This is a genomic window from Rhizobium sp. O111, from assembly GCF_055616315.1.
Genome location: NZ_JBSHXL010000001.1, coordinates 792,883 through 818,397, shown reverse-complemented (window position 1 = coordinate 818,397; position 25,515 = coordinate 792,883). Strand labels below are relative to the sequence as shown.

Annotated in this window: 27 protein-coding genes; 1 reads left to right on the top strand and 26 read right to left on the bottom strand. The window is 65.3% G+C overall.

What is annotated here, in order from left to right; translation table 11 throughout:
* Positions 1–7: 7 nt before the first annotated feature.
* The 21 genes from ACVTFQ_RS04120 to ACVTFQ_RS04020 form a co-directional block, all read right to left on the bottom strand.
* A complete protein-coding gene (locus ACVTFQ_RS04120; RefSeq protein WP_111561039.1) occupies positions 8–2,962 on the bottom strand; it encodes a bifunctional [glutamine synthetase] adenylyltransferase/[glutamine synthetase]-adenylyl-L-tyrosine phosphorylase in 2,955 nt (984 codons plus the stop codon).
* A gap of 122 nt (positions 2,963–3,084) precedes the next feature.
* The gene (locus tag ACVTFQ_RS04115; RefSeq protein WP_111561038.1) at positions 3,085–4,488 is read right to left on the bottom strand and encodes a sensor histidine kinase; all 1,404 of its coding nucleotides are present in this window, start codon (positions 4,486–4,488) and stop codon (positions 3,085–3,087) included.
* Positions 4,485–5,162, bottom strand: a complete 678-nt coding sequence (locus ACVTFQ_RS04110) for a response regulator transcription factor (RefSeq protein ID WP_156144896.1) — start codon at positions 5,160–5,162, stop codon at positions 4,485–4,487. Before ACVTFQ_RS04110 ends, ACVTFQ_RS04115 begins: the two co-directional genes overlap by 4 nt.
* 148 nt (positions 5,163–5,310) lie before the next feature.
* The gene (locus ACVTFQ_RS04105) at positions 5,311–6,876 is read right to left on the bottom strand and encodes a Do family serine endopeptidase (protein ID WP_111561037.1); all 1,566 of its coding nucleotides are present in this window, start codon (positions 6,874–6,876) and stop codon (positions 5,311–5,313) included.
* Between the two features lie 151 nt (positions 6,877–7,027).
* Positions 7,028–7,483 carry a cytochrome c-type biogenesis protein gene (locus ACVTFQ_RS04100; RefSeq protein WP_111561036.1) on the bottom strand — a complete coding sequence of 152 codons (456 nt, stop codon included), beginning with the start codon at positions 7,481–7,483 and terminating at the stop codon, positions 7,028–7,030.
* Positions 7,480–9,468: a heme lyase CcmF/NrfE family subunit gene (locus ACVTFQ_RS04095; protein WP_112950200.1), complete on the bottom strand. Its 1,989-nt coding sequence runs from the start codon at positions 9,466–9,468 to the stop codon at positions 7,480–7,482. The genes ACVTFQ_RS04100 and ACVTFQ_RS04095 overlap by 4 nt, the downstream gene beginning before the upstream one ends.
* Positions 9,465–9,917, bottom strand: a complete 453-nt coding sequence (gene ccmE / locus ACVTFQ_RS04090) for a cytochrome c maturation protein CcmE (RefSeq protein WP_047513603.1) — start codon at positions 9,915–9,917, stop codon at positions 9,465–9,467. The genes ACVTFQ_RS04095 and ccmE overlap by 4 nt, the downstream gene beginning before the upstream one ends.
* The gene (gene ccmI, locus ACVTFQ_RS04085) at positions 9,914–11,080 is read right to left on the bottom strand and encodes a c-type cytochrome biogenesis protein CcmI (protein WP_111561034.1); all 1,167 of its coding nucleotides are present in this window, start codon (positions 11,078–11,080) and stop codon (positions 9,914–9,916) included. The genes ccmE and ccmI overlap by 4 nt, the downstream gene beginning before the upstream one ends.
* Before the next feature lie 112 nt (positions 11,081–11,192).
* Positions 11,193–11,621, bottom strand: a complete 429-nt coding sequence (locus ACVTFQ_RS04080; protein ID WP_111561033.1) for a hypothetical protein — start codon at positions 11,619–11,621, stop codon at positions 11,193–11,195.
* A 110-nt stretch (positions 11,622–11,731) separates the two neighbouring features.
* Positions 11,732–13,135, bottom strand: coding sequence for an ATP-binding protein (locus ACVTFQ_RS04075; RefSeq protein WP_111561032.1), 1,404 nt, complete (start codon positions 13,133–13,135; stop codon positions 11,732–11,734).
* The gene (locus tag ACVTFQ_RS04070; protein WP_018898875.1) at positions 13,125–13,796 is read right to left on the bottom strand and encodes a response regulator transcription factor; all 672 of its coding nucleotides are present in this window, start codon (positions 13,794–13,796) and stop codon (positions 13,125–13,127) included. The genes ACVTFQ_RS04075 and ACVTFQ_RS04070 overlap by 11 nt, the downstream gene beginning before the upstream one ends.
* 53 nt (positions 13,797–13,849) lie before the next feature.
* Positions 13,850–14,098, bottom strand: a complete 249-nt coding sequence (locus ACVTFQ_RS04065; RefSeq protein WP_047513615.1) for a hypothetical protein — start codon at positions 14,096–14,098, stop codon at positions 13,850–13,852.
* A 196-nt stretch (positions 14,099–14,294) separates the two neighbouring features.
* A complete protein-coding gene (locus ACVTFQ_RS04060; RefSeq protein ID WP_018898877.1) occupies positions 14,295–14,504 on the bottom strand; it encodes a hypothetical protein in 210 nt (69 codons plus the stop codon).
* Positions 14,505–14,528: 24 nt separating this feature from the next.
* Positions 14,529–18,374, bottom strand: a complete 3,846-nt coding sequence (locus ACVTFQ_RS04055) for a baseplate multidomain protein megatron (RefSeq protein WP_111561031.1) — start codon at positions 18,372–18,374, stop codon at positions 14,529–14,531.
* Entirely contained in the window at positions 18,375–18,809 is a 435-nt protein-coding gene (locus ACVTFQ_RS04050; protein ID WP_111561030.1) for an NlpC/P60 family protein, read from the bottom strand.
* Positions 18,806–19,696: a DUF2163 domain-containing protein gene (locus ACVTFQ_RS04045; RefSeq protein WP_111561029.1), complete on the bottom strand. Its 891-nt coding sequence runs from the start codon at positions 19,694–19,696 to the stop codon at positions 18,806–18,808. The genes ACVTFQ_RS04050 and ACVTFQ_RS04045 overlap by 4 nt, the downstream gene beginning before the upstream one ends.
* Positions 19,693–20,331, bottom strand: coding sequence for a DUF2460 domain-containing protein (locus ACVTFQ_RS04040; protein WP_111561028.1), 639 nt, complete (start codon positions 20,329–20,331; stop codon positions 19,693–19,695). Before ACVTFQ_RS04040 ends, ACVTFQ_RS04045 begins: the two co-directional genes overlap by 4 nt.
* A gap of 7 nt (positions 20,332–20,338) precedes the next feature.
* Positions 20,339–20,884: a phage tail tape measure protein gene (locus ACVTFQ_RS04035; RefSeq protein ID WP_111561027.1), complete on the bottom strand. Its 546-nt coding sequence runs from the start codon at positions 20,882–20,884 to the stop codon at positions 20,339–20,341.
* The gene (locus ACVTFQ_RS04030; RefSeq protein WP_111561026.1) at positions 20,874–21,119 is read right to left on the bottom strand and encodes a rcc01693 family protein; all 246 of its coding nucleotides are present in this window, start codon (positions 21,117–21,119) and stop codon (positions 20,874–20,876) included. Before ACVTFQ_RS04030 ends, ACVTFQ_RS04035 begins: the two co-directional genes overlap by 11 nt.
* Before the next feature lie 11 nt (positions 21,120–21,130).
* On the bottom strand, positions 21,131–21,508 hold the full coding sequence (locus ACVTFQ_RS04025) for a gene transfer agent family protein (RefSeq protein WP_112437440.1): 378 nt from the start codon (positions 21,506–21,508) through the stop codon (positions 21,131–21,133).
* Positions 21,508–21,915: a phage major tail protein, TP901-1 family gene (locus ACVTFQ_RS04020; RefSeq protein WP_470423673.1), complete on the bottom strand. Its 408-nt coding sequence runs from the start codon at positions 21,913–21,915 to the stop codon at positions 21,508–21,510. The genes ACVTFQ_RS04025 and ACVTFQ_RS04020 overlap by 1 nt, the downstream gene beginning before the upstream one ends.
* 129 nt (positions 21,916–22,044) lie before the next feature.
* Here ACVTFQ_RS04020 and ACVTFQ_RS04015 point away from each other — a divergent pair, with 129 nt between their 5' ends.
* A complete protein-coding gene (locus tag ACVTFQ_RS04015; RefSeq protein WP_111561023.1) occupies positions 22,045–23,259 on the top strand; it encodes an MFS transporter in 1,215 nt (404 codons plus the stop codon).
* On the opposite strand, the gene ACVTFQ_RS04010 is transcribed toward ACVTFQ_RS04015, so the two are convergent.
* The 5 genes from ACVTFQ_RS04010 to ACVTFQ_RS03990 form a co-directional block, all read right to left on the bottom strand.
* The gene (locus tag ACVTFQ_RS04010) at positions 23,247–23,753 is read right to left on the bottom strand and encodes a GNAT family N-acetyltransferase (RefSeq protein ID WP_111561022.1); all 507 of its coding nucleotides are present in this window, start codon (positions 23,751–23,753) and stop codon (positions 23,247–23,249) included. The genes ACVTFQ_RS04015 and ACVTFQ_RS04010 overlap by 13 nt on opposite strands.
* Positions 23,754–23,756: 3 nt before the next feature.
* Complete coding sequence (locus ACVTFQ_RS04005; RefSeq protein ID WP_111561021.1) at positions 23,757–24,032, bottom strand: type II toxin-antitoxin system TacA family antitoxin; 276 nt, start codon at positions 24,030–24,032, stop codon at positions 23,757–23,759.
* Positions 24,033–24,116: 84 nt separating this feature from the next.
* Entirely contained in the window at positions 24,117–24,539 is a 423-nt protein-coding gene (locus tag ACVTFQ_RS04000; RefSeq protein ID WP_111561020.1) for a DUF3168 domain-containing protein, read from the bottom strand.
* Positions 24,536–24,871: a phage head closure protein gene (locus ACVTFQ_RS03995; RefSeq protein ID WP_111561019.1), complete on the bottom strand. Its 336-nt coding sequence runs from the start codon at positions 24,869–24,871 to the stop codon at positions 24,536–24,538. The genes ACVTFQ_RS04000 and ACVTFQ_RS03995 overlap by 4 nt, the downstream gene beginning before the upstream one ends.
* The gene (locus ACVTFQ_RS03990; protein ID WP_112437441.1) at positions 24,871–25,440 is read right to left on the bottom strand and encodes a head-tail connector protein; all 570 of its coding nucleotides are present in this window, start codon (positions 25,438–25,440) and stop codon (positions 24,871–24,873) included. The genes ACVTFQ_RS03995 and ACVTFQ_RS03990 overlap by 1 nt, the downstream gene beginning before the upstream one ends.
* Positions 25,441–25,515 lie beyond the last annotated feature (75 nt).

The window sequence follows — 25,515 nt, the reverse complement described above, 5'->3', positions numbered from 1 at the left end:
ACATGCGCTACGCCTTCACCACCGCCTGAAAGACCTTCCGCACCGTCTTAGAGATCTGCTTCATCTCTCCCTCGAGCGTCTTGATGTCGGGGCAATCGCCGGCCCGGCAGACGAGATCGATCAGACCCGCCGGTGCATCCTTGGGATCGAAGGGACCATCGATGCAGAGCCGGATGAGCTGCGACAGTTCGGTGTAGAGCCCGAACGCCTCGCCGCAGCTATCGACATCGGCCGATGCCATCAGCGGCGCTCCCAGCTGCTTCAACGCTTCGCCAGTGCTGATGCCATTAACCTTGACGGCGACATCCTTCGCCGGCGCGATCAGCGCAAGGTATTGCGCGATGAACTCGATATCGACGACACCGCCGGGGATGAGCTTCAGGTCCCACATGTTGGCCGGCGGCTTTTCCTGTTCGATCAGCGCGCGCATCTCGGCCACATCCTTCGCCACCTTGCGCACATCGCGCCGCGTCGACAGCACCTCCTCGATCACGCGCTCGACGTCATCGATCAGGCTGGCATCGCCGCAGATCAGCCGCGCGCGGCTGAGCGCCATGTGTTCCCAGGTCCAGGCTTCCTCGCGCTGGTATTTCGCAAACGAGCTGACGCGGGTGGCGACTGGCCCCTTGTTGCCTGAAGGGCGCAGGCGCATGTCGACTTCGTAAAGCACGCCCTCGGCCGTCGGCGCCGACAAGGCGGCGATCAGCCGCTGGGTGATACGGGTGAAGTAGCGCACCGCGTCCAGCGGCTTGGCGCCGTCGGATTCCTCGGCCGCATCGTCGTAGTCGTAAAGCAGGATGAGATCGATATCGGAGCCCGCGGTCAGCTCAAAGCTTCCGAGCTTGCCCATTCCGGCGACGGCGACGCGGCCGCCGGGGAACTTGCCGTGCGCCGCCTCGATCTCCGAGAGCACGGCGTTCAGTGCCGCCTCGACGATCAGATCAGCCAGGTGCGTGAAGGCGCGGCCCGCCATCGCGCCGTTGATGGAGCCCGTCAGCAGGCGAATGCCGATCAGGAAGCGCTGCTCGGCAGCGAAGATGCGCAGCCGGTCCAGCACCTCTTCATAATAGCGCGCCTGCTGCAGCGAGCCCTTGAGGCGTCCCGCCAGATAATCGCGCGTCGGAAGCTCGGCCATCAGGCCTGGATCGAGCATGCCGTCGAAGACATGCGGCCTCGCGGCAATGACCTCTGCGAGCTTCGGCGCCGCCGACATGATATAGACGATCAGCGAGAGCAGCGCCGGATTGCTGCCGAGCAGCGAGAACAGCTGGATGCCGGCGGGCAGGCCCGAGATGAAACTGTCGAACCTGAGGATCGCCTCGTCGGCGCGCTTGCTTTCACCGAACACACGCAGAAGCTCGGGCGTCAGTTCCGTCAGCCGTTCGCGCGCCTCGACCGATTGCGTCGCCTTGTAGCGCCCGTAATGCCAGGTGCGGATGACGCGGGAGATGTCGGAGGGGCGTTCGAAGCCGAGTTTGCGCAGGGTCACCAGCGTGTCGGGATCGTCGTTCTGGCCGGTGAAGACGAGGTTGCCCGTCTCCGTCGACAGCTTGGTCTCCTGCTCGAACAGCCGGGCGTAGCGGCGCTCGACGGTCCTGAAGACCTCGACAAGACGCTCCGAGAAGCTCGGCGTGTCGCTGAAGCCCATCATGTAGGCGATGCGCTTCAGTTCGCCCTCGGTCTCGGGCAGCAGGTGGGTCTGCTCGTCGCGCACCATCTGGATGCGGTGCTCGACGTCGCGCAGGAACCAATAGGCGTCCGTCAGTTCCTCGCAAGTCTCCTCGTCGATCCATTTGGCCTTGGTGAGCTCGTTGAGCGTTTCCTCGGTCGCGCGCGAGCGCAGCGCCGGCATGCGCCCGCCGGCGATCAGCTGCTGCGTCTGGGCGAAGAACTCGATCTCGCGGATGCCGCCACGGCCGAGCTTGACGTTATGCCCCTTCACCGCGATCGCCCCGTGCCCCTTGTGGGCGTGGATCTGCCGCTTGATCGAATGGATGTCGGAGATCGCCGCGTAGTCGAGATACTTGCGGAAGACGAAGGGAGTGAGGTCGCGCAGGAAACGGTCGCCGGCGGCGATATCGCCCGCAACTGGACGCGCCTTGATGAAGGCCGCGCGCTCCCAGTTCTGCCCCCTGCCCTCGTAATAGACCATGGCGGCATCGATCGAGACGGCAAGCGGCGTGGCGCCGGGGTCCGGGCGCAGCCGGAGGTCGGTGCGGAAGACGTAGCCGTCGCCGGTGCGCTCCTGCATGATGCGGACGAGCCTGCGCATCAGGCGCGGGAAGATATCGATCGCGTCGTCGGGATCCGACAGGATCCCCGCCTGCTCGTCGAAGAAGACCACGAGATCGATGTCGGAGGAATAGTTGAGCTCGCAGGCGCCGAGCTTGCCCATGCCGAGCACGACGAGACCCGATCCTTCGCTCGGCCGCGCAACATTCTTCAGCTGCAGCTTGCGGGCTTCGTGCGAGGAGAGAAGCAGATGATCGATCGCGGACGAGACCGTGGCCTCGGCAAGCCGGCTCAGCCACGCCGTGGTCGTGCGGCCATCGAAGACGCGGGCGAGATCGGCGAGCGCCAACAGAAACGCCACGCGGCGCGTGACCGTGCGCAGGCGGCCCATGATCTCACTCTCGCTCGGTGACGCGCCTTCGCGCGGCATCCAGGCGTCACGCGCTTCCGAGATCAGCGCCTCCAGGCGCGGCTCGAGCGGCTCGCTGATGGCGATGGTGAGGATGCCGGGATCGATGTTGGCGATATCGCGCAGATAGGGCGAGAGCGTCAGCGCGGCGGAGATGAAATCGCGAAGCGCGCCCTCGGTCTTCAGCATATCGGCCACGACGGGTTCGTCGGCGCCGATCTTCTGCAGATCATCAAGCACGAGCTTCAATTCGGTCTTGCTCAACGGCTTCAACAGGCCGTCGACCACCTCGCTCAGGCTGTGCGTCGAATTCGTCAGCATGCGCCCTCCCTGGCATCAGGCAGCGAAAGTCGAAGCAGAATCAAAGCCGCTCGCCGCCTGAGGCTAAGTTAGGGTCTCAGACGCAAATGGCCAACAGACAATTCGGGGTAGCGTGGAAACGCCTACTTCAAGGGAAAGACGAGGGTGACGGCGAGGCCGCGATTGGTCGCCGCATCCGGATCGGTGTCGCTGAGTTCCAGCTTGCCGCTGTGCAATTCCATCACCGCTTCCACAAGCGACAGCCCCAGGCCGGTACCTGGTTTCGAGCGACTCTCGTCCAGCCGCACGAAGCGCTTGAGCACGTCCTCGCGCTTGTCGGCAGGGATGCCGGGACCATGATCGGCGACCTGAAGGCAGATGGCGTCCGGCCGGCGTGTCAGCCGCAGCGAGACCTCACCACCCGTCTCGGCGCCCGCCGAATACTTCACGGCGTTGTCGATCAGGTTGAAGATCGCCTGGCCGATCAGTTCGCGGTTGCCCTGCACCTCGATGCCGGGCTCGATCGCGGTGGTCATCGCAAGGCCCGCCTCGTCGGCCACCGGCTCGTAGAGTTCGGCGCTATCGGCGACGATGGCCGAGAGATCGATCGTCGACATTTCGGCGGCCACCGAGCCGGCCTCGACGCGGGAGATCATCAACAGCGCATTGAAGGTGCGGATCAGCTGGTCGGATTCTGAAATGATCCCTTCCAGCGCCACGCGGCGGGTATCGGCATCCGGCGTATCGATCGCGTCCGCCGCCTTGTTGCGCAGGCGTGTCAGCGGCGTCTTCAGGTCGTGGGCGATGTTGTCGGAGACCTGGCGCAGCCCCTCGTTCAGCTTCTCGATACGGCCGAGCATGGTGTTCAGCGACACGGAGAGACGATCGAACTCGTCACCGGAGCCGCCGACCGGCAGGCGCTGCGAGAGATCGCCGGCCATGATCTTCTTGCTCGCCGCCGACATGCGGTCGATGCGCTTCAGCGCGTTGCGGCCAATGCCGAACCAGATGATGACGGCGCCGAGACCCATGATCGCCAGCGCGACCATCAGCGCCTGCCTGACGAGCACGCGGAACGCTTCCGGCTCGCCGAGGTCGCGGCCAATCAGGATGCGCAGGCCATTGTCGAGCACGTTGATGTTGGCGACCGCCATGTGCGGCTTGCTCTGGCGTCCCTCGGCATAACGCTGATAGCGAAACGGCAGGCTGGTCCAACCCTGCTCGTCGAGTACGCCCGGCTGGACGGAAGCGACGTTGCCCGCGAGGATATCTCCCGAAGGACCGGCGATGATATAGAGATTGGCGCCCGGCTGGCGGGCGCGGCGCTCCATGGTGCGTAACAACAGGTTCATGCCGCCATTGTCATAGGCGCGCTGAACCTGGTCGACCTCCTGCTGCACCGCCTCGCGGATCTGGCTGGTCAACAGCCGCTCGGACATCGCCGTCACGTAGAAGACGAGCGTTGCGGCGCAGATGGCGAAGAGCAGGATATAGAGAGCCGAAAGGCGGACTGCCGTGGACTTGAAGAGAACCCAGAAGCGGTTCATCCGTCATCCTTGATCATGTAGCCGGCGCCGCGAATGGTTTTCAACAGCGGCAGGCTGAAGTCCTTCTCGATCTTGGAGCGCAGCCGCGACACATGCACGTCGATGACGTTGGTCTGCGGATCGAAGTGATAATCCCAGACGTTTTCGAGCAGCATGGTGCGGGTGACCACCTGGCCGGCATTCTTCATCAGATATTCCAGCAGGCGGAATTCGCGCGGCTGCAGCGGGATCTCCTTCCCGCCACGGCGGACTTCGTGGGCCAGACGGTCGAGCTCGAGATCGCCGACGCGGTAGACGACGTCCTGATCGGGCGTGCCCTTGCGGCGGCCGAGCACCTCGACGCGCGCCAAAAGCTCGCTGAAGGCGTAGGGCTTGGGGAGATAGTCGTCGCCGCCGGCGCGCAGGCCGGTCACGCGGTCGTCGACCTGGCCAAGGGCGGAGAGAATGAGAACGGGGGTGTGGATGCCCTTGCGGCGCAGCTCGGCGATGACGGAAAGGCCATCGCGGCGCGGCAGCATGCGGTCGATCACAAGCACGTCGTAGGTGTTTTCGGTCCCCATGAAGAGGCCGCTTTCGCCGTCGCTTGCATGGTCGGCGACAATACCCGCCTCACGAAAGGCTTTCGTGAGATAGGCAGCCGCTTCCAGATCGTCTTCGATGATGAGAATCTTCATGCGGCCGACATTACCCGCCGGCTGTGTTTCGGCAAGGCTCAAAGCGTGATCGTCTTGCTGGAAGGTCATTGTCGTCACCTGCGATGGGTTGACAGGAAGAGCCGCGCGAGCGCGCGACCCTTCAATTCGATCCGGAAACCCGGGGCGTTTAGCCCTGGTTTTCGACCGGAAGGGCGACGAAGCGGCTGCCTTCCTTGGACTGGATCTGGAACAGCGCGCGAGTGCGGCCATCCTTCTTCGCCTGGTTCAGCACCTTGACCACGTCATCGGCCGAGGAGACTTCCTGGTTGTTGACCGAGGTGATCTTCTCGCCTTCCTTGATGCCCTTGTCGGCAGCGTCGGAGTTTGGGTCGATGCCTGTGATCTGCAGGCCCTTGCCGTCATCAGCCGGGCCAACCGTCAGGCCGAGATCGGCGAGCGCCTTTTCGGATGCCGGGGTCTGCGCTTCCGGTGCCTGATCGCCATCATCGGTCGAAGCCTGCTGCTGTTCTGCCGGCAGCGTGCCGAGCTCGACCGTGACAGGCATGGACTTGCCGGAGCGCCAGACGGAGAGTTCGACCTTCTTGCCCGGCGTCATCGCGCCGATGCGGCGGCTCAGATCACGGGCGTCCTTGACGGTCTCGCCGTTGACGGCGGTGACAACGTCGCCCGCCTTCATGCCGGCCTTTTCACCCGGCGTTCCAGCCTGGGCGTTGACGACCAGCGCGCCGCTGGCTTCAGAGAGGCCAAGCGAGTCGGCGATGTCCTTGGTCACCGGCTGGATCTGCACGCCGAGATAGCCGCGCGAAACCTGGCCGTCCTTCATCAGGTCGGCGACGACGTCCTTTGCGGTCGAAGCCGGGATCGCGAAGGCGATACCGACGCTGCCGCCCGACGGCGAGAAGATGGCGGTGTTGATGCCGACCACCTGGCCGCTGAGGTTGAAGGTCGGGCCACCGGAGTTGCCGCGGTTCACGGCTGCGTCAACCTGGAGATAATCGTCATAGGGGCCGGAGCCGATATCGCGGCCGCGGGCCGAAACGATACCTGCCGTCACCGTGCCGCCGAGGCCGAACGGGTTACCGACGGCCACGACCCAGTCGCCGACGCGGACGTTGTTGTCGTCCGCCCAGTTGACGTAGGTGAACTTCTTGCCCTTGCCGTCGACCTTCAGCACGGCGAGGTCGGTGCGCGGGTCCTTGCCGATCAGCTTGGCGTCGAGCTCGGTACCGTCCTTCATGACAGCGACGAAGGCCGCGCCATCGGAAACGACGTGATTGTTGGTGACGATATAGCCGTCTTCGGAGATGAAGAAGCCCGAGCCCTGGGCGACAGGGCGCAGGCGACCCTCATGCTGGCCGGGGCCTGGAGGATGCGCGCCGGGAGGGCCACGGCGACCCTGCTGCTCGCCGAACTGGCGGAAGAAAGGCTTCAGGGCGTCGGGGAGATCATCGAAGCCACGGCCGTTGAAATCGAAGGAGAAGCCGTTGTTGCCATCCTCATCGGAGACCGGCTTGACGCGGCTTTCGACGCGAACGGAAACGACGGCAGGAGAAACGGCGTCGACGACGTTGGCGAAGCTCGGCACGGACGGTGCCTCGACCTTGACCGCTTCAGCATAGGAACGCGTGATTTCGAGGGGGACACCCGTCGCCAGGACGGCGGTGGCAAGACCGGCAACGGTCGAGGCCTTGAGCACGGTCGACAGTGACGGAGCTTTGATAGTCTTCAGCATAAGACGCACCTTCTTATATTTAAATCCACGGGACCGGCGGTTACCGGATCGGTCGATGGATAAAGATATAGGACGGCACACCTTACTGCGAACTGTCCGAGGCATGAAAAATTCGTAATGTCCGAATTCTTCCGCCTGGAGCCGCGCGGATTTACTTTTTCAAGAGCTCGTTCAGGCGCGCCTGCTCGTCGCTCGTCAGCGCCGACCCCGTCGGCTGGCCGGCATAGCGGCGGGCGAAGACGACGAGCGACAGGCCACCCAGCACCGCGAGCAGGATCGGAGCGCCCCACAAGAGCAGCGTCTTTGTCTCGAAGCGTGGCTTCAGCAACACGAATTCACCGTAGCGGGAGACGATGTAGCTCATGACCTGCTGGTCGCTATCGCCATCGGTAATGCGCTTTCGCACCAGCAGACGCAGATCCTTGGCCAGTTCGGCGTTGGAATCGTCGATCGACTGGTTCTGGCAGACCATGCAGCGCAATTCCGCCGAGATGGCACGCGCACGGCTTTCAAGCGCGGGATCTTTCAGCATCTCGTCCGGGTTGACGGCGAAGGCCGGCACGGCGGACGTGATCAGGAGGAGAGCCAGAAGGAGGCGACGCATCATTCGGCCGGCTCCATGACAGGCTGCAGCGCCTTTGCCTTGCGGCGTGGCGCGCCGACGCGCAGGCGCCGGTCGCTGAGCGAGACGAAGCCACCAAGAGCCATGACAAGGGCGCCGCCCCAGATGCAGAGAATATAAGGCTTCCACCAGATGCGCACGACGATGCCGCCGTCATCTGTGGGATCGCCGAGCGAGACGTAAAGCTGGCTCGCACCGAAGGTCAGGATACCGGCTTCCGTTGTCGGCATCTGGCCGGCGGTGTAGATGCGCTTGGCCGACCAGACGTCAGCCACGTCGACGCCGCCCCTGGCGATAGTGAAATGACCGCGATCCTCGGTGTAGTTCGGTCCGGTCGCCTTCTTCATGCCGTCGAAGCGCAGCGTGTAGCCGCCGGCATCGGTCACCTCGCCCTGCTTCATCTGCAGCACGTGCTCGGTCTGGAAGGTGGAAACGGCGACGATGCCAAGCACGGAAATACCGAGACCCGCATGGGCGAGCGCCGTGCCGAAGGCCGAACGCGGCAGGCCCTTGAGGCGGCGCCAGGCGATGCCAAGAGGCTGCTTGCCGACGCCGGCGCGATACCACAGATCGGCGATGGCGCCGAGGACCAGGAAGAGACCGGCCGCGAGACCGAGAACCGACATGACCGGGCCGCCATGCTGGAGATAGAAGAACACGACGGCGGCAACGAAGGCGAGTGCCGCAACCGCATAGAGCCGCTGCAGCGCGCCCAGCAGATCACCACGCTTCCAGGCCAGCAGCGGGCCGAATGGCACAATGACCAGAAGCGGCGCCATCAACAGGCCAAAGGTCATGTTGAAGAAGGGCGGGCCGACCGAGATCTTGTCGTTGGTCAACGTTTCCAGAACCAGCGGGTAGAGCGTCCCCGTCAGCACGGTGCCGCAGGCGACCGTCAGGATCAGGTTGTTGACGACGAGCGCTCCTTCGCGCGAGATCGGCGCGAACAGGCCGCCGGCCGTCAGCCTCGGCGCCCGGAAGGCGAAGAGCGACAGCGCACCGCCGATGAAGAGCAGCAGGATACAGAGGATGAAGACGCCGCGCGAGGGATCGCTGGCGAAGGCGTGAACCGAGGTCAGCACGCCCGAGCGCACCAGGAAGGTGCCCATCAGCGACAGCGAGAAGGTGAGGATGGCGAGCAGCACGGTCCAGATCTTCAGCGCCTCGCGCTTTTCCATGACGAGCGCCGAGTGCAGCAGCGCCGTGCCGGCGAGCCAGGGCATGAAGGAGGCGTTTTCGACCGGATCCCAGAACCACCAGCCACCCCAGCCGAGCTCGTAATAGGCCCAGTAGGAGCCCATGGCGATGCCGAGGGTCAGGAAGGTCCAGGCGGCGAGCGTCCAGGGGCGCACCCAGCGCGCCCAGGCGGCGTCGATGCGGCCTTCGATCAGGGCGGCGACAGCAAAGGAGAAGCAGACGGAGAAGCCGACATAGCCGAGATAAAGCAGCGGCGGATGGATGGCGAGGCCGATGTCCTGCAGGATCGGGTTCAGATCCTTCCCCTCGGCCGGCGCCGGATCGAGGCGCGCGAAGGGGTTGGAGGTGAGCAGGATGAAGAGTATGAAAGCGACCGAGATCCAGGCCTGCACCGAGAGCACATTGGCCTTCAGCGTTTCGGGAAGATTGCGGCCGAAGACGGCGACCAGCGCGCTGAAGAGAGCCAGGATCAAGAGCCAGAGCATCATCGATCCCTCGTGATTGCCCCAGACGCCCGAGTATTTGTAGATCAGCGGCATCAGCGAATGCGAGTTTTCCCAGACGTTCTTCACCGAGAAATCGGAGACGACATGCGCATAGGTCAGGACGCCGAAGGAGAAGGCGACCAGCGCGAAAAGAACGACAGAGCCGATCGGCCCGACATCCATCATCGCCTGATCCACGCGCCGGGCACCGATCAGCGGTACCAGCGACACGATGATCGCGGTGGCGAGCGCCAGAATGAGAGCGTAGTGGCCGATTTCGATGATCATTTCGCCGCCTGTTCCTCTTTCCAGAGCCCCTGCTGCTTCAGCCTGTCGGCGACATCCTTGGGCATGTATTTCTCGTCATGCTTGGCAAGCACGGTATCGGCTGTGAAGACGTCGCTGCCGCTCTCGAACGTGCCCTCGGTCACCACGCCCTGCCCTTCGCGGAAGAGATCGGGAAGGATGCCGGTGAAGCGGACGTGAACCAGATCGCCCGAGGCATCGGTCACCGCGAAACGCACCGTCGAGCCAGCGCCCCTGACCACACTGCCCTCGCCGACCAGGCCGCCGAGGCGGATGCGGGTTCCCGGCGGGACCGGATTGCTGGCGAGATCGGCCGGCATGTAGAAATAGGCGACCGAATTGCTGAAGGCGAACATCACCAGCAGAACGGCCGCGACAATGAAGCTCATTCCGCCGCCGATTACCGCAAGGCGTTTCTGCTTGCGCGTCATTGCATCGTTCCTTGTGTCGCCGCTGCGTCCGCGGGAAGACCGAGTTCATGGGCGAGCGCTACAAGCTGCTTGCCCTTCTCGCCATCAGCGGGGAAAGCCGTCAGCCCGCGCTTCAGCGCCGCCGCCGCGCGGTCCTTGTCGTTCAATACCATATAGGAGCGGACCAGCCGCAGCCATCCGTCGAGATTGTCGGGGTTCTCGGTGAGCTTCGCGTCGAGGCTGTCGACCATGCCGCGGATCATCTGCTGACGATCGCCGCTGTTCATCTGATCGGCCGCCGCGACATCAGCCTGCGTCGGCCCACCAAGCGGTGCGGCTGCCGTTGGTGCGTTACCCGCAACCGGCGTGCCGCCGTTCTTTGCGATATGCTCGCTCACCAGCGGCATCCATGGCGCGTCGGGCGGTGACTGCTTGGCGATCGCCTCGAAGCCGGCGCGGGCCTCGTCGGCCTTGCCCGCCTGTTCGAGGCCGAGCGCGATGTAGAAGCGGGCGCGCGGGTTTTCCGGCTCCAGCTTCAGCGATCGCGTCAGCACATCGCGCGCATCGTCGGTGATCACGCCGCTCGAGGCGGCAATCAGCGTTTCGGCCAGCCCATCGAGCCGGGCCGCCGTTTCGCCGAGCAGGCGGATGGCGTTGCGGTAGGCGGTCTCGGCGTCGGCGATACGCATGGTGTTGAAGTAGATCGGCGCCAGGATGTCCCAGCCCTTGCCGTCATCCGGGTTCTCGGCGAGATGCCGCTCGGCCTTGGCGACAAGGATCGCCATGTCGTTGCCGGGATTCTCCAGGCGCGCCTCGAGAGGCTGCGAGGGCAGATCGGGTCTGCCCATTATGATGTAAAGACAGAGCCCCGTGAGCGGCAGCAGCATCAGCACGAAGACTTCGGCGGCGCGACGGTATCCGCGTCCGGCCTTGGGAGCAGCAGCCGTGTCGGCGCTCGATACGGCGAGCAGTCGTCGGCCGATTTCGGCGCGGGCGTATTCGGCTTCCTCGGAGGAAATCAAACCACCGGCGCGGTCGCGGTCGAGTTCGGCAAGCTGGTCGCGGTAGACGGCGGTTTCGCCGGCACGGCTATCGCCGGTCGCCTTCGAGCCCCGCAAAAGCGGATAAAGCAGAAGAGCGGCAACGGATGCCGTCATCACGGCCAGGAGAATCCAGAAAGTCATGACCGCCAATTACTCGAAGCGCGTGATCATTCCAATACGCAAAGCCACGATGACGATGATTTGAAGTATTTTGCCGCACGTTACCAAACGAAGGTACCGTCAGGGCTTTCGCTCAGCCGAGTGGCGACCAGCTGCCGTCGCCATTGCGGCAGGCCGATCCGCGCGCCAGCGTGTCCTTGCCGTCGACGGTGAGCGTGTGGGTGTACTGGCGGCAATTCTGCGAGCCGACCTGATAGGGTGCGGCGGCCACGACCTTGCCGCTGACATTGCGGCCGCTCCACACGACCGGCTGGCCGACGGCTGCCCCTTCCAGCGCGCGATACTCGGCTTCGAGCGCCCGCTGCCGGTCGCTGTCGCTCAAGGTCACGCCGGTGCGGCCGACGATGCCGCCCTGCAGGGCTTCGATGATGGTGGCGGAAGCCGATGGCTTGCGGCCGCCGAAAAGGCCGGATGAGGCGCCGCTCTTCGTCGTCTGGCAGCCGGACAGAGCCACGCATGCCACAAGAGAAAGACCAATTATGCCTTTTGAGCTAGGTATCATTCAGTCGAACCCGAACAAGGTGTCAAACGCGCCACAGGTGCAAGCCGCACCCCGCCTTAGGCCGAGGTAAAGCATGCTATGCAAATGTCTTTCTGGCATCAAGCCGCCGATCACGCAACATCCTTTGTGACACCGGGAAGAATAAGGCGCGCCTTCAGCCCGCCCCACTCGCCGCGCGACAGTTCCAGCCGGCCCTGATACTCGTTGGCGATCTCGGTGACGATCGACAGGCCAAGGCCGGTGCCTGGCTTGCTCTCGTCGAGACGGCGGCCGCGCTTCAAAGCCTCGCGGATCTGGTCGGGCTCCAGGCCCGGGCCATCATCCTCGACGATCACCTCGACCCAATGGCGGCGGGCACGGCCCTCCCCGCCCTTGACGTCATCGGGGGCTTCGGTGACCGAAAGCCGGACCTTGTGCACGGCAAAGCGCGAGGCGTTTTCGAGCAGATTGCCAACCACTTCCTCCAGATCCTGCTGCTCCAGCGCCACGGCCAGATGCGGTGGGTTGACGACAAGGTCGAACTCCTTGTCGACGTTCAGGCGGCGCATGACGCGCACCAGCCGTTCCAGCGCCGGCTCGGCGTCGGTACGGGCGAGCACGGATTCGCGCTGGGCGGCGATGCGGGCGCGGTTGAGATAGGATTGCACCTGCCCCTGCATCGATTCCGCCTGGCTCTTGACCAGCTCGCCATGCGAGCGCTCCAAGACGCGGGCCTCGTTGAGCAGCACGGCGATTGGCGTCTTCAGCGAGTGGGCGAGATTGCCGACCTGCATGCGGGCGCGCTCGACGATGCGGCGGTTGCTGTCGATCAGCGCGTTGACCTCGTTGGCAAGCGGCAAGATCTCGCGCGGGAACTCACCCTTCAGCTGCTCGCTCTCGCCGGCGCGGATGCGCTCGAGTGCGGCGCGCGCCTTGTCGAGCGGCTTCAGGCCATAAAGAATGGCGAGCGCGTTGACGATCAGGCTGCCGACGCCGAAGCCGGCAAGAGCGAGATAGAGGCTGTGGGAGAAGTTGCGGACATCGTCCTCGACGACATCGACATTGCCGGTGACGCGAAAGCGCGCGGCGCGGCCATCGGTGTCGAGCACCACTTCGGTCTCGGCGACCTGGATGCGGTTCTGCGAGGTATCGGTGACCTGATAATAGCGCTCGTAGTTCTTGTCGAACGGCGCTTCCAGCACGGAGGGAACGGGGATGGTGGTGGCGCCGAGCGAGGGCGAGACCAGCGGCGGGGCCGTGTAGGTCCCGAGCGGCTCGACCATCCAGTACCAGCCGGTTTTCGGCTGGGCGAAGCGCAGGTCGCCGAGCTGCGGGCTGCCCGACAGCGCGCCCTGATCGCCAATCGCCACCGAGTTGATGACGTTATAGAGCTGCGCGCGCAAAAGATCCTGAAAGCCGCGCTCGGCGCTCTTGCGATAGAGCGTCGAGATCAACAGGCCGATTACGACAAGCGCCACGGTCGACCAGATCGTGGTCAGAAGCAGGACGCGTGCGGTAAGAGACTTAATTCGCATTGGTCGGCGCTTGGATGCGGTAGCCGAGACCGCGCACCGTTTCGATCAGATCGACGCCCATCTTCTTGCGCAGGCGACCGACGAAGACTTCGATCGTGTTGCTGTCGCGGTCGAAATCCTGGTCGTACATGTGCTCGACCAGCTCGGTGCGCGACACGACCTCGCCCATGTGATGCATGAGATAGGCCAAGAGCCGGTATTCGTGCGAGGTCAGCTTCAGCGCCACGCCGTTGACCACCGCCTTCGAGGTCTTGGTGTCGAGGCGAACGGGGCCGCAGACGATCTCGGACGAGGAATGGCCGGCGGCGCGGCGGATGAGCGCGCGGATGCGGGCGAGCACTTCTTCGACGTGGAAGGGCTTGGTGACGTAATCGTCGGCGCCCGCATCGATGCCGGCGACCTTGTCGCTCCAGCGGTCGCGGGCGGTCAGGATCAGCACCGGCATGCCGCGACCGGCGCCGCGCCACTTCTCCAGAACGCTGACGCCATCGAGTTCGGGCAGGCCGATATCGAGGATGATCGCGTCATAGGGCTCGGTATCGCCGAGGAAGTGTCCCTCCTCGCCGTCGAACGCCTGATCGACGACGTAGCCGGCCTCTTTCAGGGTTTCGCTCAGCTGACGATTCAGATTGACGTCGTCTTCGACTACCAGGATGCGCATCGGTCCGCTCTACTCCGCTTTATGTCTTCGATGTCTAAATAGGGCGATTCTGCCTACATCGGAACCTTGACGGTTACTTTACGCGGTCGCTGGCCGTTGCCCTGGACGAGCACGGTGATGATGCAGCTGTCGCCGGAGGGCTGAACGGAGAGCAGCTGCCCCCCGGTCTTCTCGACAACCTGCTGGGCGGCTTCACTGCAATCGCCTGCTACACGCACCAAAAGGTTGTGCGTATTATCCGGTGAGGGCGACGGTACCGTCAGCCAAACGGCCAACGCTGCGACGCTCAGAGGAGAGGCCATGTGCTATGCTTTCAATGGATACCAACTTGACCTGACTATGTACTCAGGAGACCTGAATGGCAAATGAATGCAAGGTAATGTCGGGTCCCTGGGGGTGTCTCGGAGCACGCCGCAAGGCACCCGACGTAGCTGCTGTGGCCGGAAAGGCACGGTTGGCGGTGGCATTCGCGCCACCGTGCCGCAATCGCCCCTGGACTCAAGGCTTGATCGCCGACTTCGCCGTCACCCGGCCATAGACCGCCAGCAGGCCACCCAGCGCGCCGGCTATGTTGACGATCGCATCGACGATCTGAGAGCGATCGCCGGATGCGATGTCCACACCCGTAAAGTGCAAAGCCGAAGCGAGGATCGCAACGACCGCGCCCCAGATGGTCTTCGAGCTGTACCAGTTTTTCAAATCAGGCATCGTCCTTCTCCTTCGGTTGAAATGTCACGTCTGAAAGATCGCCCGGGCGGGCAATCCCAGCGGCACGCGCTCGCCAAGCTGACGGATCGTCACCGCAAGGCTCGCCTGCCGCCCGCCGAAATCGAGCACTTCGTCGGCGAGCGGATAGGTCCATTCCGGCGTCGCGACCTCGGCGGCGCGGATTACGGCGTCGGTGCCATCAAGCACCTCGACCCGGTAACGTTCGAAGGGTTCGTCGAGCGGAATGTCGGCGCCGGTCCAGCTGTCGGCATTGTCGCGTCCGCGTCTTGTCCAGGAGATCACGGTATCGCCGGCATCCGTGCGCCGGCAGCGCAAGTGCACCGGAGCGAGCGGTGTGGCGGCGCGCAGGCCGCCCGCGAACACGAACGGCCCCGCCATCGCAAGCGAACCGGCCGCCTCGGCGATCCAGTTGAGCGACAGGCCGGCCTCGTCGCTACGCAGCCCGAGCGGCTTGACCGCCTCGTCGAGCAGCACAACGGCAGCGCCCTCGATAATGCCCGAGACCATCGCATCCTCCGTACCGGCAAGCCCGCGCAGCAAGCCGCCGAGCCGCCATCGCCCGGCCGCGATCTCTTCGGCCTGCAGGAAGGACAGAATTTCCCAGACGCCACCCACTGAGCGCACAGCCAGCCGATTGGCGCCGTTCAGCACCGATATTTCGGCCGCCGAGGAGAGCTCTCCGTAAGCGAGATCGACGATCAGAGCCTGGGACCAGTCAAAGCGGCCGGTAACACCCGGTGCCAATGCGCACACAAGCGTTCCCATCGTCGCCGGACGGTCGAGCACCGCCCTGCCCCGATAGCCCTCCGTCGTCGCCGATGACGACAGGCCGACGGTGCGCCATGGCTTGGCGAAGACCGCGCCGCGCGCGAAGCTCGCCGCCGCCTCGCCGTCGAAGCGCGGCAGGTCCATGAGATGGACCAGCGGCTTGAACAGGTTCGACGCGGTGCCGCCGCCATTGCGGCCGCCGGTCACGGCGGGCGGAGCGCCGCCTGAAGATGGCGCAAAGGCTCGCGCCTCGATGCGACGCGCATCGCCATCCTCGATGCGCGAGACCAGGAAGCGGCCATCGGGACCATCCGCGAGCGAGACGACATCGCCCGGCTGCACGTCCAGCCGACCCGGCGCCAGCGAGAAGCGCAGCGAGCGGCGGGCGATTCTGACGTCGCGCAGCAGCGCCTCGGCCGCATCGAGCGCCGTCTCTTCGGCAAGCACGGCGAGCAGATCCTGCTTGATCAGCCGGCTCGTCGCTTGCCCGGCGCGATGCGAGCGGGCGCTGGCCTGCTCGTAGTCGAGATCGGGATTGTAGACGGTGATCACCGCCTCGGCGGCGAAATCGCTGTCGTGGCCGCGCGTCTCCTGCCAGAGCGGTTCGTTCTCGCTGTCGACGAGCGTTTCGATCCGCATCGCCGGCAGGCTGGCGCGTGCGCGCGCGCGGAAGCGCAGGAGGCCGGCATCCTCGAAGGCATCGATCTGGAACGCCTGCAGCAGCGGCTCGATCAGGTCGCGAGCTGACCCAAGCTCGCCCTTGACGTAACCGATCAGGTCGCCGCTCACCTCGGAGACGTCGAAATCCGAGAAGCCGTGGTCGCGCAGCACCGTCGCCACGATATCGGCCAGGGTGCCGGCACCAAGCCGACCATTCAGCCAGTGCCCGGTGCGCCAGTTGCCGCCGTCGGACCAGACATCCGTTGCCAACGGAAAGGCCGGGAACGGACGCGCATCCCAGCACCAGACAAAGAGGTGCGAGGGGTCGACCATGCCACCAGGCGCGTCATTGCCGGCCCACCAGCGATGGTGCGCCTCGAGGAAGCGACGCTGCATGCTGTCCGAGCGCATGCCGGTCGAGAAATACGGCGCTCCACTTTCCACCGACTTCGGGTCGGCGAAGACATTCGGCTGGTTGGCGCCCTTGTCGACGGCGCCGCAGCCAAGCTCGGTGAACCAGACCGGCTTGCCGGACGGGATCCAGGCCGTCGGCGCCGCGCGCTCGGCGCCGCCGATGCGCTCGTGATGCGGATTGGCCCACCAGGCGGCGATATCCTTGTAGCGGAAAACCCAGGGCTTGCCGGCGAGGCCATCGGTGATCGGGCTGCGCTGCCGGGCTTTGCGGGCATCGTCATCGGGGTAGTACCATTCGAAACCCTCGCCGCTAGTGATCGCCGCCGTCAGCGCATTTCGATCATCGGCAAGCCGGAAGCCGTCGGGATTGGCGCTGGCGAGATCGTCGTCGCGCCAGTCGGCGAGCGGCATGTAGTTGTCGATCCCCACTGCATCGATATCGGGCGAGGCCCAGAGCGGGTCGAGATGGAAATAGACGTCGCCGCTGCCATCAGCCGGGTGATAGCCGAAATACTCGCTCCAATCGGCGCCATAGGTGATCTTCGTCGCCGGCAACAGGGCTTTGACATCGCCGGCCAGCCGCACCAGCGCCTCGACGAATGGGAAGGCATCGCCGCCATCGCGCAGCTGCGTCAGCCCGCGCAGTTCGGAGCCGATCAGGAAGCCATCGACCCCGCCCGCAAGACGCGCCAGTTGCGCATAGTGCAGGATGAAACGGCGGTAGCTCTCTTCGCCACCGTGATAAGCCACATGACCGCCCGCAATCGTGAAATCACCCGCCTGCGCATTGCCCGCAAAGGCCTGAACCTGCCCGCGCGCGGCGACCGTCCGATCGGCACTGCCGGGCCGCCCCGACGCCGGATCGCAGGTAATGCGGCCGCGCCAGGGATAGGGTGCCTGTCGCGCGCGCCCATAGGGATCGGCAAGCGCGTTATCGACGGGAATGTCCATCATCACGAAGGGATAGAGATAGACCTGAAGGCCACGGCTCCTGAGATCGGCGATCGCCGAGAGCACGCTGGTATCATCGGGCGTGCCGCCATAGGCCGGGCCGCCATTGCTGCGGCTGACGAGGTGGGCCGCGCCGCGCGCGATGCCGGAGACCGACCACGGCGTGCTTTCCTCCGCGCGGCTCGCCACCTCGACGCCGGGCACCACGCGGCATTGGCCGGCGCGCAGATCGGTCCCGAACCAAGAGACGACGAGCGCCACGCGCTCGAGATTGGGGCAGAGCGCCAGCAGCTCGTCGATCGAGATATCCCAATCGCTCGTGCCGCGCAGGCTGTTGCGGTTGAGAATGCGGGCGCTGCCGGCACCGAGGCTCTCCGAAACCTGCGCCAGCTGATAGCCATGCTCGGTGGCGCCGGGGATGATGCAGACGGCCCTGATCTCATTTTCCAGCTCACCGACCGATCTCACCACCTCGAACTGCAGCAGCGGAATGCGGTTTCCATAGGCATCGAGCGGCAGCCGCTCGAAGACGACATAGGCAAGCCCGCGATAGGCGGGCGCATTGCCGGCCCCTTGCTTGGCCTCGATCAGCGGATCGGGCAGCTGGGTGTCATCGCCACGATAGACGCGCATCTCGATCCTGGTGAGATCCAGTTCCTTGCCATCGGCCCAGACGCGCCTGACATGCCCGATCGGCCCTTCCGCCAGCCCGACCGCGAGATTGGCGAAGTAGCGGAAGCTTTCGACGCGGGTGCCGCCGGTGGCCTTGCCGCCCTGCCGCTCGCTGGTCACCTCCTCCTCGAAGCGCGTCGCCCAGATCAGCGTGCCGCCGACGCGGACACTGCCATAGACGCGGTTGATCGCCGTACCCTCGTCGGGGCCGGGAATGCGGGCGCTCGACAGATGCGCGCCGCGCACGGTGGAGCGGCCGTTGATCAGCGCGCGATCGACGACGCTTCCGGCAAGCGCGCCCGCCGCGCGGCCGATGATGGCGCCGACAGGGCCGAAGACGCTGCCGATTGCCGCGCCGGCTGCCTGGAAGAGGAGCGTTGCCATTTATCTCTCCGGAAAACGAAAGACGCCCGAAATGCGCCGGCGCCAGCTCGGCACCAGCGGCGAGGTCACCACCGCCGCCTGCTCGTAGGCGTGGATGAACTGCCGCTCGCCGGAGAGGATACCGGCATGCTTGGCGGCGAGCTGCGGGCGCCAGCGGAACAGGAGCACGTCGCCCGGTCTTGCCTCGACAAGCGGCAGCGGCGGACCGAAATGCCGGAGTGCAGCCTCCATCAGCCGATCCCCGCCGCCGCGCTCCGCCCAGTCGGGCGCATAGGGTGGCGGGCGCTCTGGCTCCCGCCCGTAAAGCTCGCGCCAGATGCCCCGGATCAGCCCGAGACAATCGCAGCCGACGCCCTTGAGCGAGGCCTGATGCCTGTAGGGCGTGCCGATCCAGCCTTCGGCCAGCCGCAGCACTTGCGTTGAAATGTCTGTCATTTGAACAGCGCGCTCCCGTCATGAAGGGTCTCGCCATCGGCATAGGTGTAGGCGAAATCGGTGCCGGGGATGTGCGGGAAACCGCGAAAATTCAGGTGGTTGGCGAATTTCGCTCGGCAGGTGGAAAAGGCCTTGTCGCAGCCCGCCGTGAGCACGACGCGGTCGCCCGCACTTGGGGTGGCCTCGAGCGGCAGCCAGAGCGTCACCTCCAGCAGATCGTCCTTCATCGTATGCGTCTCGATCTCCAGCCGCTGGCCTTGATTGTCGCCATCGAGAAAACCGAGCACGCCGAAGCGGAAGAAGCCGTCGGGCACGGTGCGGACACCCGAAAGCACAAGCCGGCTGGCATCCGCCACCGCGACCACCACGCCTTCGGCGCGCATCGCGGGTGCCGAGAGATCGACACCGCATCTTTGATCGCCAAGCGTGGCGTCGCAGCGCCGGCCATAGACGCGGCCCTGCGGCTCGCCGAGGCGGCTGGCGAAGCTGCGCAGCTCCGCCTGGAACTGGCCGGCATCGCGCGTGACGTCGCCGATCTCCTGCACCTTCAGGAGCATATTCTGCTCGGGCTCCGCCCAGTTGACGAGATGCACCTCGACGCGGGCGCCGTCATAGCGGCCACGCGTCAGGTCCTCCTCGGTGATCGCCGCGCTGGAGAAGCCGCCGGCGACATCGCTGGTGGCCGCGGGCAGGCCCGCCTCCTCTTCCGCGGCACTGGCGGAAAAGCCGCTGGCTGCCAGGAAGGTGGTGACCGCGAAGGTCAGGTCGTGATCGTGTTCGGTAAACCCAAGCACGACGCCATCGCGCCGCGTTACCCGCCAGGCATGGCAGAGCGTCGTGGCGTCGCTCGCAAGATGCGCGGCGAGCGCGTCGGGAATATGCCTCATGGCATGATCTCCATCAGCGGAATGGTGGGAATGCGCCCGGCATTGAAGGCCGAGAGGTTGACGTCGATGCGCCCGGTCGCAAAGCGCACCGGCACGTCGAACAGAAACCCCGCAGTCACCGACGCGCCCTCCGGCGGAACGGCATCGGCCGCGAAGGTGACGATGCCGGTTACGGGATCGCACACGAAGGCGGACGACGGTTGCGGCACGCCATCCACCGCGACGACGACCGAGCCCTCGACAGGCTTGGCGATCCGCCGCGTGCTGCTGGCGCCGGCATCGCCATAGGTCTTGGCGAGCGTGAAGGCGACGGTCACGCCATCGCCGATGCCGAGCGGCTGGTCGCCCGGTCCGATCTCGGCACCGGGCCGTGTCGAACTCCAGTCGATGGGATCACGGAAGCGGAAGCCATAGAGCTCGCCGCTCCGGGCCTCGAAGAACTCCAAGACTTCGTAGAGATCCGCCACCGAGCGCACACCGGAGCCCGCATCATAGCTGCGCCGCGCATCGCGCCAGCGGCTGTTGCGGTTTTCGCGACCATTGGAGAGATTGACGATATCGGTGCGCCTGACAGGCCCGCCGCTCGTCGACAGCGACAGGCGCAGCGGAAAGCGCACCTCATGGAAACCTGACATCATCACCTCACAGGTTGCGCTGGCCGCGCATCGCGGTGCGCGCCAGCATCGAGGAAATCTGCGCCTCGCTCTTTCGGAAGCTCTCGGCATCGGTCGTGGTGACGTTGAAGACGATCTGCGGCTGCGAGCCCGCCCCTGCAGCGGCGACGCCGAGCGAACCGTCGGCGCCGCGCCGCAAGGGCAGGATCGCCTCGCTGCCCGCCTCGCCCATCAGCCCCATGTCGCCGCCGAGAGGGAAATAGGTGGGCTGCGAGACGACACCGCCATCGGCGAAAGGCAGCAGCTTGCCCGCACCGCCGAAGAGACTGGAGGCGGCGCCCGAAAGCATCGTCTCGAGCGGTTTCAATCCAGCCTGCAGCGCGATATCCGTCATGCGATTGGCCAGCCCGCGCAGCACGTCGTCCAGCCCCTTGCCGCCTGACACGGCACTTCGGAGAGCGCCTGACAGCGCCGAGCCGAAGGAGCGCGAGCGGCCCTCCAGATCGTCGAGCGCACGCCGCAGCGTCGCCGCCTCGTCGGTCATGGCGGAGAGGTCCGTCTGGTCATCGGTCATGGTCGTTCCTCGTGTCTAAGCTTGCCCGGCTGTCCGGAAAGCGGGCCATCAGCCCATCGAGATCGGCGCGGGAAACAGCGGGACGCTGTGGCGAGAGCCCGCCGGCTGCGGCGTTAAACTCCACCGGCGTCATCCCCCAGAAGGATTGCGGGGGAAGCCGCAGCAGGCAGAGACCGACATGCAGGACCCGCGCCCAGGGAAAAGGCGTGGGCCCGGCACTGTCCGTGGTCTTCATGCCCGCTGCGGCTAGAGGGGGCGCGCGGAGGCGTCCGCGCCATCCCCCGAAAACGTCGCCGTCAGCAAATCTCCGACGATCGCGGCATAACCACCGATGCCGCCCTCGACATCGGCCTCCGCCACATCCTCATCGGAATAGAGATTGCCGCCGCCGCGCAGGCCGGCGCCGATGATGCGGATCATATCCGCCGCCCTCAGCCGGCCGCCGGCGAAACGCTCGGCCAGGCCATTCAGGCTATCGACCGAAAACGCCGTCTCGAGCTCGGCCAAGGCGCCCAGCGTCAGGCACAACACCCGCCGCTCGCCGTCGATCTCAGCCTCGATCTCGCCGCGCCTGCGATTAGCCCTTCGTCCTGGCACTTGTTCCACTGCCGTGCGGGCCGCCATCACAGCGCCTCGAAGGTGATGGCACCGGCCGATTCCAGCGCCAGCTCGAACATCACCTCGCCATTATACTGGCCGGAATATTCGAGCGCGCTCGCCTGAAACGGGCCGGTGACCGTCCCGAAATCCGGCACGACAATCTGCCAGCTCAGGATCGAGGCGTTGAAGAAGGCATTGCGCACAAGCTGGTCGGAGGCCGCATCCTTGAAGATGCCTGAACCCGACACCGAGGCCCGCTGCACGCCGGCGCCGCCCAAAAGCTCGCGCCAGCGCCCGGCGCTCTCGGCATCGGTCACATCCACCGTCTCGGCATTGAAGGCCAGCCGCTTCGAGCGCAGCCCCGCCACCGTTTCATAATCCGCGCCATTGAAAACCCTCAACAGCAGATCCTTGCCCTTCTGCGCCACCATGGCCTCGTCCCTTCCACGAAAAAGGGCGCCCCAGAGGGACGCCCGCGATGTCATCGACTTGTCACTTTCAACCTGACGGCGAAGATGCTACGACCGCTTCGATCCCTTCCCTTCGCCGAAATCCACACCATGTCCCGGGCCTTCCCTCTGCGTTCGACACAGATGATTGCCGTGCTCACCGTGACGCAGCTCATCGGCTGGGGCACGACGTTCGACATGCTCGGCGTCATGGGCCGGGTGATCGCGCCCGATCTTGGGCTGGCGAACGAAATCGTCTTCGGCGGCCTGACCGTGATGATGGTCGTGCTTGCGCTTCTGGGCCCGACGATCGGCCGGCTGTTGCAGCGCCACGGCGCCGTGCCCGTTCTTGCCGCCTCATCCGTCACCTTTGCCGCCGGCCTTCTCATGCTGGCCGCGACAGAGGGTATCGTGCTCTACACGATCTCCTGGATCGTGATCGGCATCGGCGGCGCGCTCGGCCTGACAACGCCGACCTATACCGCCGTCGTCGAGCGCGAGGGCGCAAACAGCAAGCGTATCATCGCCATGCTGATGCTGTTCACCGGCCTATCCAGCACGCTGTTCTGGCCGATCCTCAGCCTGCTCGACGCTCACTTCGGCTGGCGGAGCACCTTCGTCATCTGCGCGGCGCTGCAATTGTGCATCTGCCTGCCGCTCTATCTCTTCGGTCTGCCGCGCCCGGCGGCCACGCAAGAGGGATCCGCCGAAATGCATGCAGCACCGGTCGATCTTTCGCCCGATGATCGGCGCAAGGCATTCCTGCTGCTTGCGGCGGCAACGACGCTATCGAGCTTCGTGACCTTCGGCCTGGCACCATCGCTGCTGGAGGTCCTGCGCCAATACGGCGCCGCGCCTGTGCTCGCGCTGCAGCTCGGCTCGGCGCGTGGGGTCATCGGCATCACAGCGCGCGGCATGGACATGCTGCTTGGCAAGCGCGGCAACCCCATCGTCAGCGCCATTGCCGGGATCGGCCTGATGGTGGCGAGCTTCGGATTGATCCTCATCGTCCCGCCCTCGACATCGCTGCTCGTCGGCTTCATCGTCATCTACAGCTTCGGCGCCGGGGTCATGGCGGTTGCCCGCGCGCTGCTGCCGCTGGCGCTGTTTTCGCCGCGCGAATACGGCCTGCAGGCCGCCCGCCTGTCGCTGCCGCAAAACATCGCAAACGCCGCCGCGCCCATCATCTTCACCGCCATCCTCGACCGCGCCGGCGCCGGCATGGTGATGGCCCTATGCTGCATGCTCGCCGCACTCGCCTTCGGCCTCGTGCTGATGCTGGCCACGCTCATCCGCCGCGCGAAGCCGGTTGCTCAGGTCGCCTGAGCCAGCGAAGCGACGATGTCCCTCGTCGGCAAAAGTAGCGTGCGCTCGAGGCCCTTGGCGGCGCGAAAACCGAACTTGAGATAGAAGGCCTCCGCCTCGTCGTCCAGGGCATGAACCATGACGGCGCGAAAGGCGACCGAGCGCGACGAGGAGACGACGGACATCAGCGCGTGCTTCAACAAGGCCCTGCCCAGCCCCATATTCTGATGGCGGCGGTCGACCGCCAGGCGCGCCAGCAGCGCGACCGGGATTTCGCCCGGCGCCCGATGCCCCTTGACCTGCCTCGGCGCGCTGTTGCGGCTGATCATGCCCGCGCACAGCGAGTGATAGCCGACGACGCGGTAATCCTCGGTCGCGATGACGACGGTCCGGGTATATTCCTGCTGCTGATTGTAGAGCGCCATGTCCTTCAGGAAGCCATCCAGCGCCGGCTTGCCACTGTCGAAATCATCGACCAGATGCTGTTCGCCGAGAGGAACGGGCTTGCGAAACATCCGTCAGTCAATCCATTCGGCGTTTGATTTGAACAGCGCGACGAGCCTATCGTTGGCCTTCGCCGGTTCGTCGAGAAGCCCCTCGACGGCATCGAAGACAGCCGCATCGACGCCGATGAAACGCTGATCCAGCAATTCCTTCTGAGCCGAGTAAAACGCCGCCTCGGTCATGAATGCCGTGAGAGACTTGCCGCTGACGGCCGCGGCGCGCGCGATGATCTCGCGCGTCTCAGTATCGATGCGCAGGTTGATGGTTTCGCTCTTCTTGACGCCGGGCATGTCAGTCGCTCCGCATGCGGATCCATGAATTCGTACGGACAATGTCTATACAGCAATGCGGTGCCGCCGTCCAGATTTGGGCTCTCAGCCGCCCGAGATCTCGACCGCCACCTCCGTCACTGCCCGGAAGCGGATCTCGGCGACATGCGGCCTCGTCTTCGCTTCGCGCCGGGTGCGGGTCGAAAGATGCAGCAAGCCCACCAGGTGGTGGGTTTCCAGCGAGAGCGGCGCATCGTCCAGCAGGAGGCGCAGCCGCTCGGCGATGGTTGCGGCCTCTCTTCGGCCGCCGGCGTCGGTCCAGATTTCGAGCGTCAGCAGGTGCTCGGCGCCGGTCTCGGTCGCTGTCGAATAGTCGTTGCTTGCGAGATCGGCGACGATGATAGCAGGGAGTTTTCGGCCCGAGACCAGGCGGTCGCGCAGGCCTTCGGGGCCAATCATGGCGGACAGTTCCGCATCGTCGCCGAGGCGCGCTTGGATCGCCGTCAGCAATTGGTTGGCGGCGCTCATCGGGCTTCCTCCTCGCACAGGCAGACCAGATAGTTGCCGCGCTCATCCGGGTCGCGCCAGGCGCGGATCGCAAAGATGCGCGCGCCCTTGCGCAGCCGCATGCCGGCTTCGATATCGTCGCGGAAGCGCAGCCAGATGCGGTGGGTCAGCGTGAAGACATCGGCGCCCGCCTGCTCCTCGCGCAGCTCGCTCACCGGTTCGACGCGGGCCCAGAATGAGGCGATCTCGGTGAAGGAAATGCTCGCGCCGCCCTGCCCGTCCGGCGTCTCGACCGGTGCTTCGAGCGCCAGCCGCGCCGTCATCTGGCCGGGATCGAAGAAGACCGAGCGCATCAGAGCCTCCTGATCATGTAGGGCGCGATCAGGCGGTCGTAGCACGAGGGAATATCGGCCGGCTGGCCCTCGACCGCCACCGTGCCCCGGAACGCGAACATCTGCGCGACATGCATCAACATCGCCCGCTTCAGCGTATCCGGCACCTCGGCGCCGCTCTCGCCGAAACCGGCGGTTAAGTCGATCTCGATGCCGTTGATGGGCTGATCCGACCTCACTCCGCGGCCGAGCACGAGGCGCGCCGGGCGTGCGTGGCCCTCGAGGATGTGGCCGGTCAGCGGGAGTTGAAGCTCCTCGCCGGATGCGTCGTAAAGGGTCAGACTTTCAATGGCTTGGACGGGGCCTCTCGCGATCTGAATCACGCCGTCTTCAGGAATTGAATCAAGATAGAGACGCCAGGTCTGGGTGATGAGGCTGAGGCCGGTGGTGCGCTCGAGATGTTCGCGGGCGGTGCGGATGAGCGCGGTGAGCAGCGTGTCTTCGTTGGTGTCGTCGAGGCGGAGGTGGGATTTGGTCTCGGCGAGCGTGATGGGTTCGGAGCTGGGTGGGTTGATGAGGGCGTAGGTCATGGGTGAAGGTTCCTGGTGGTGTGTGATGTGGTGTGGGGCGGAGGAGGAGACGTTGTGCGGTGTGGCCCCCTCATC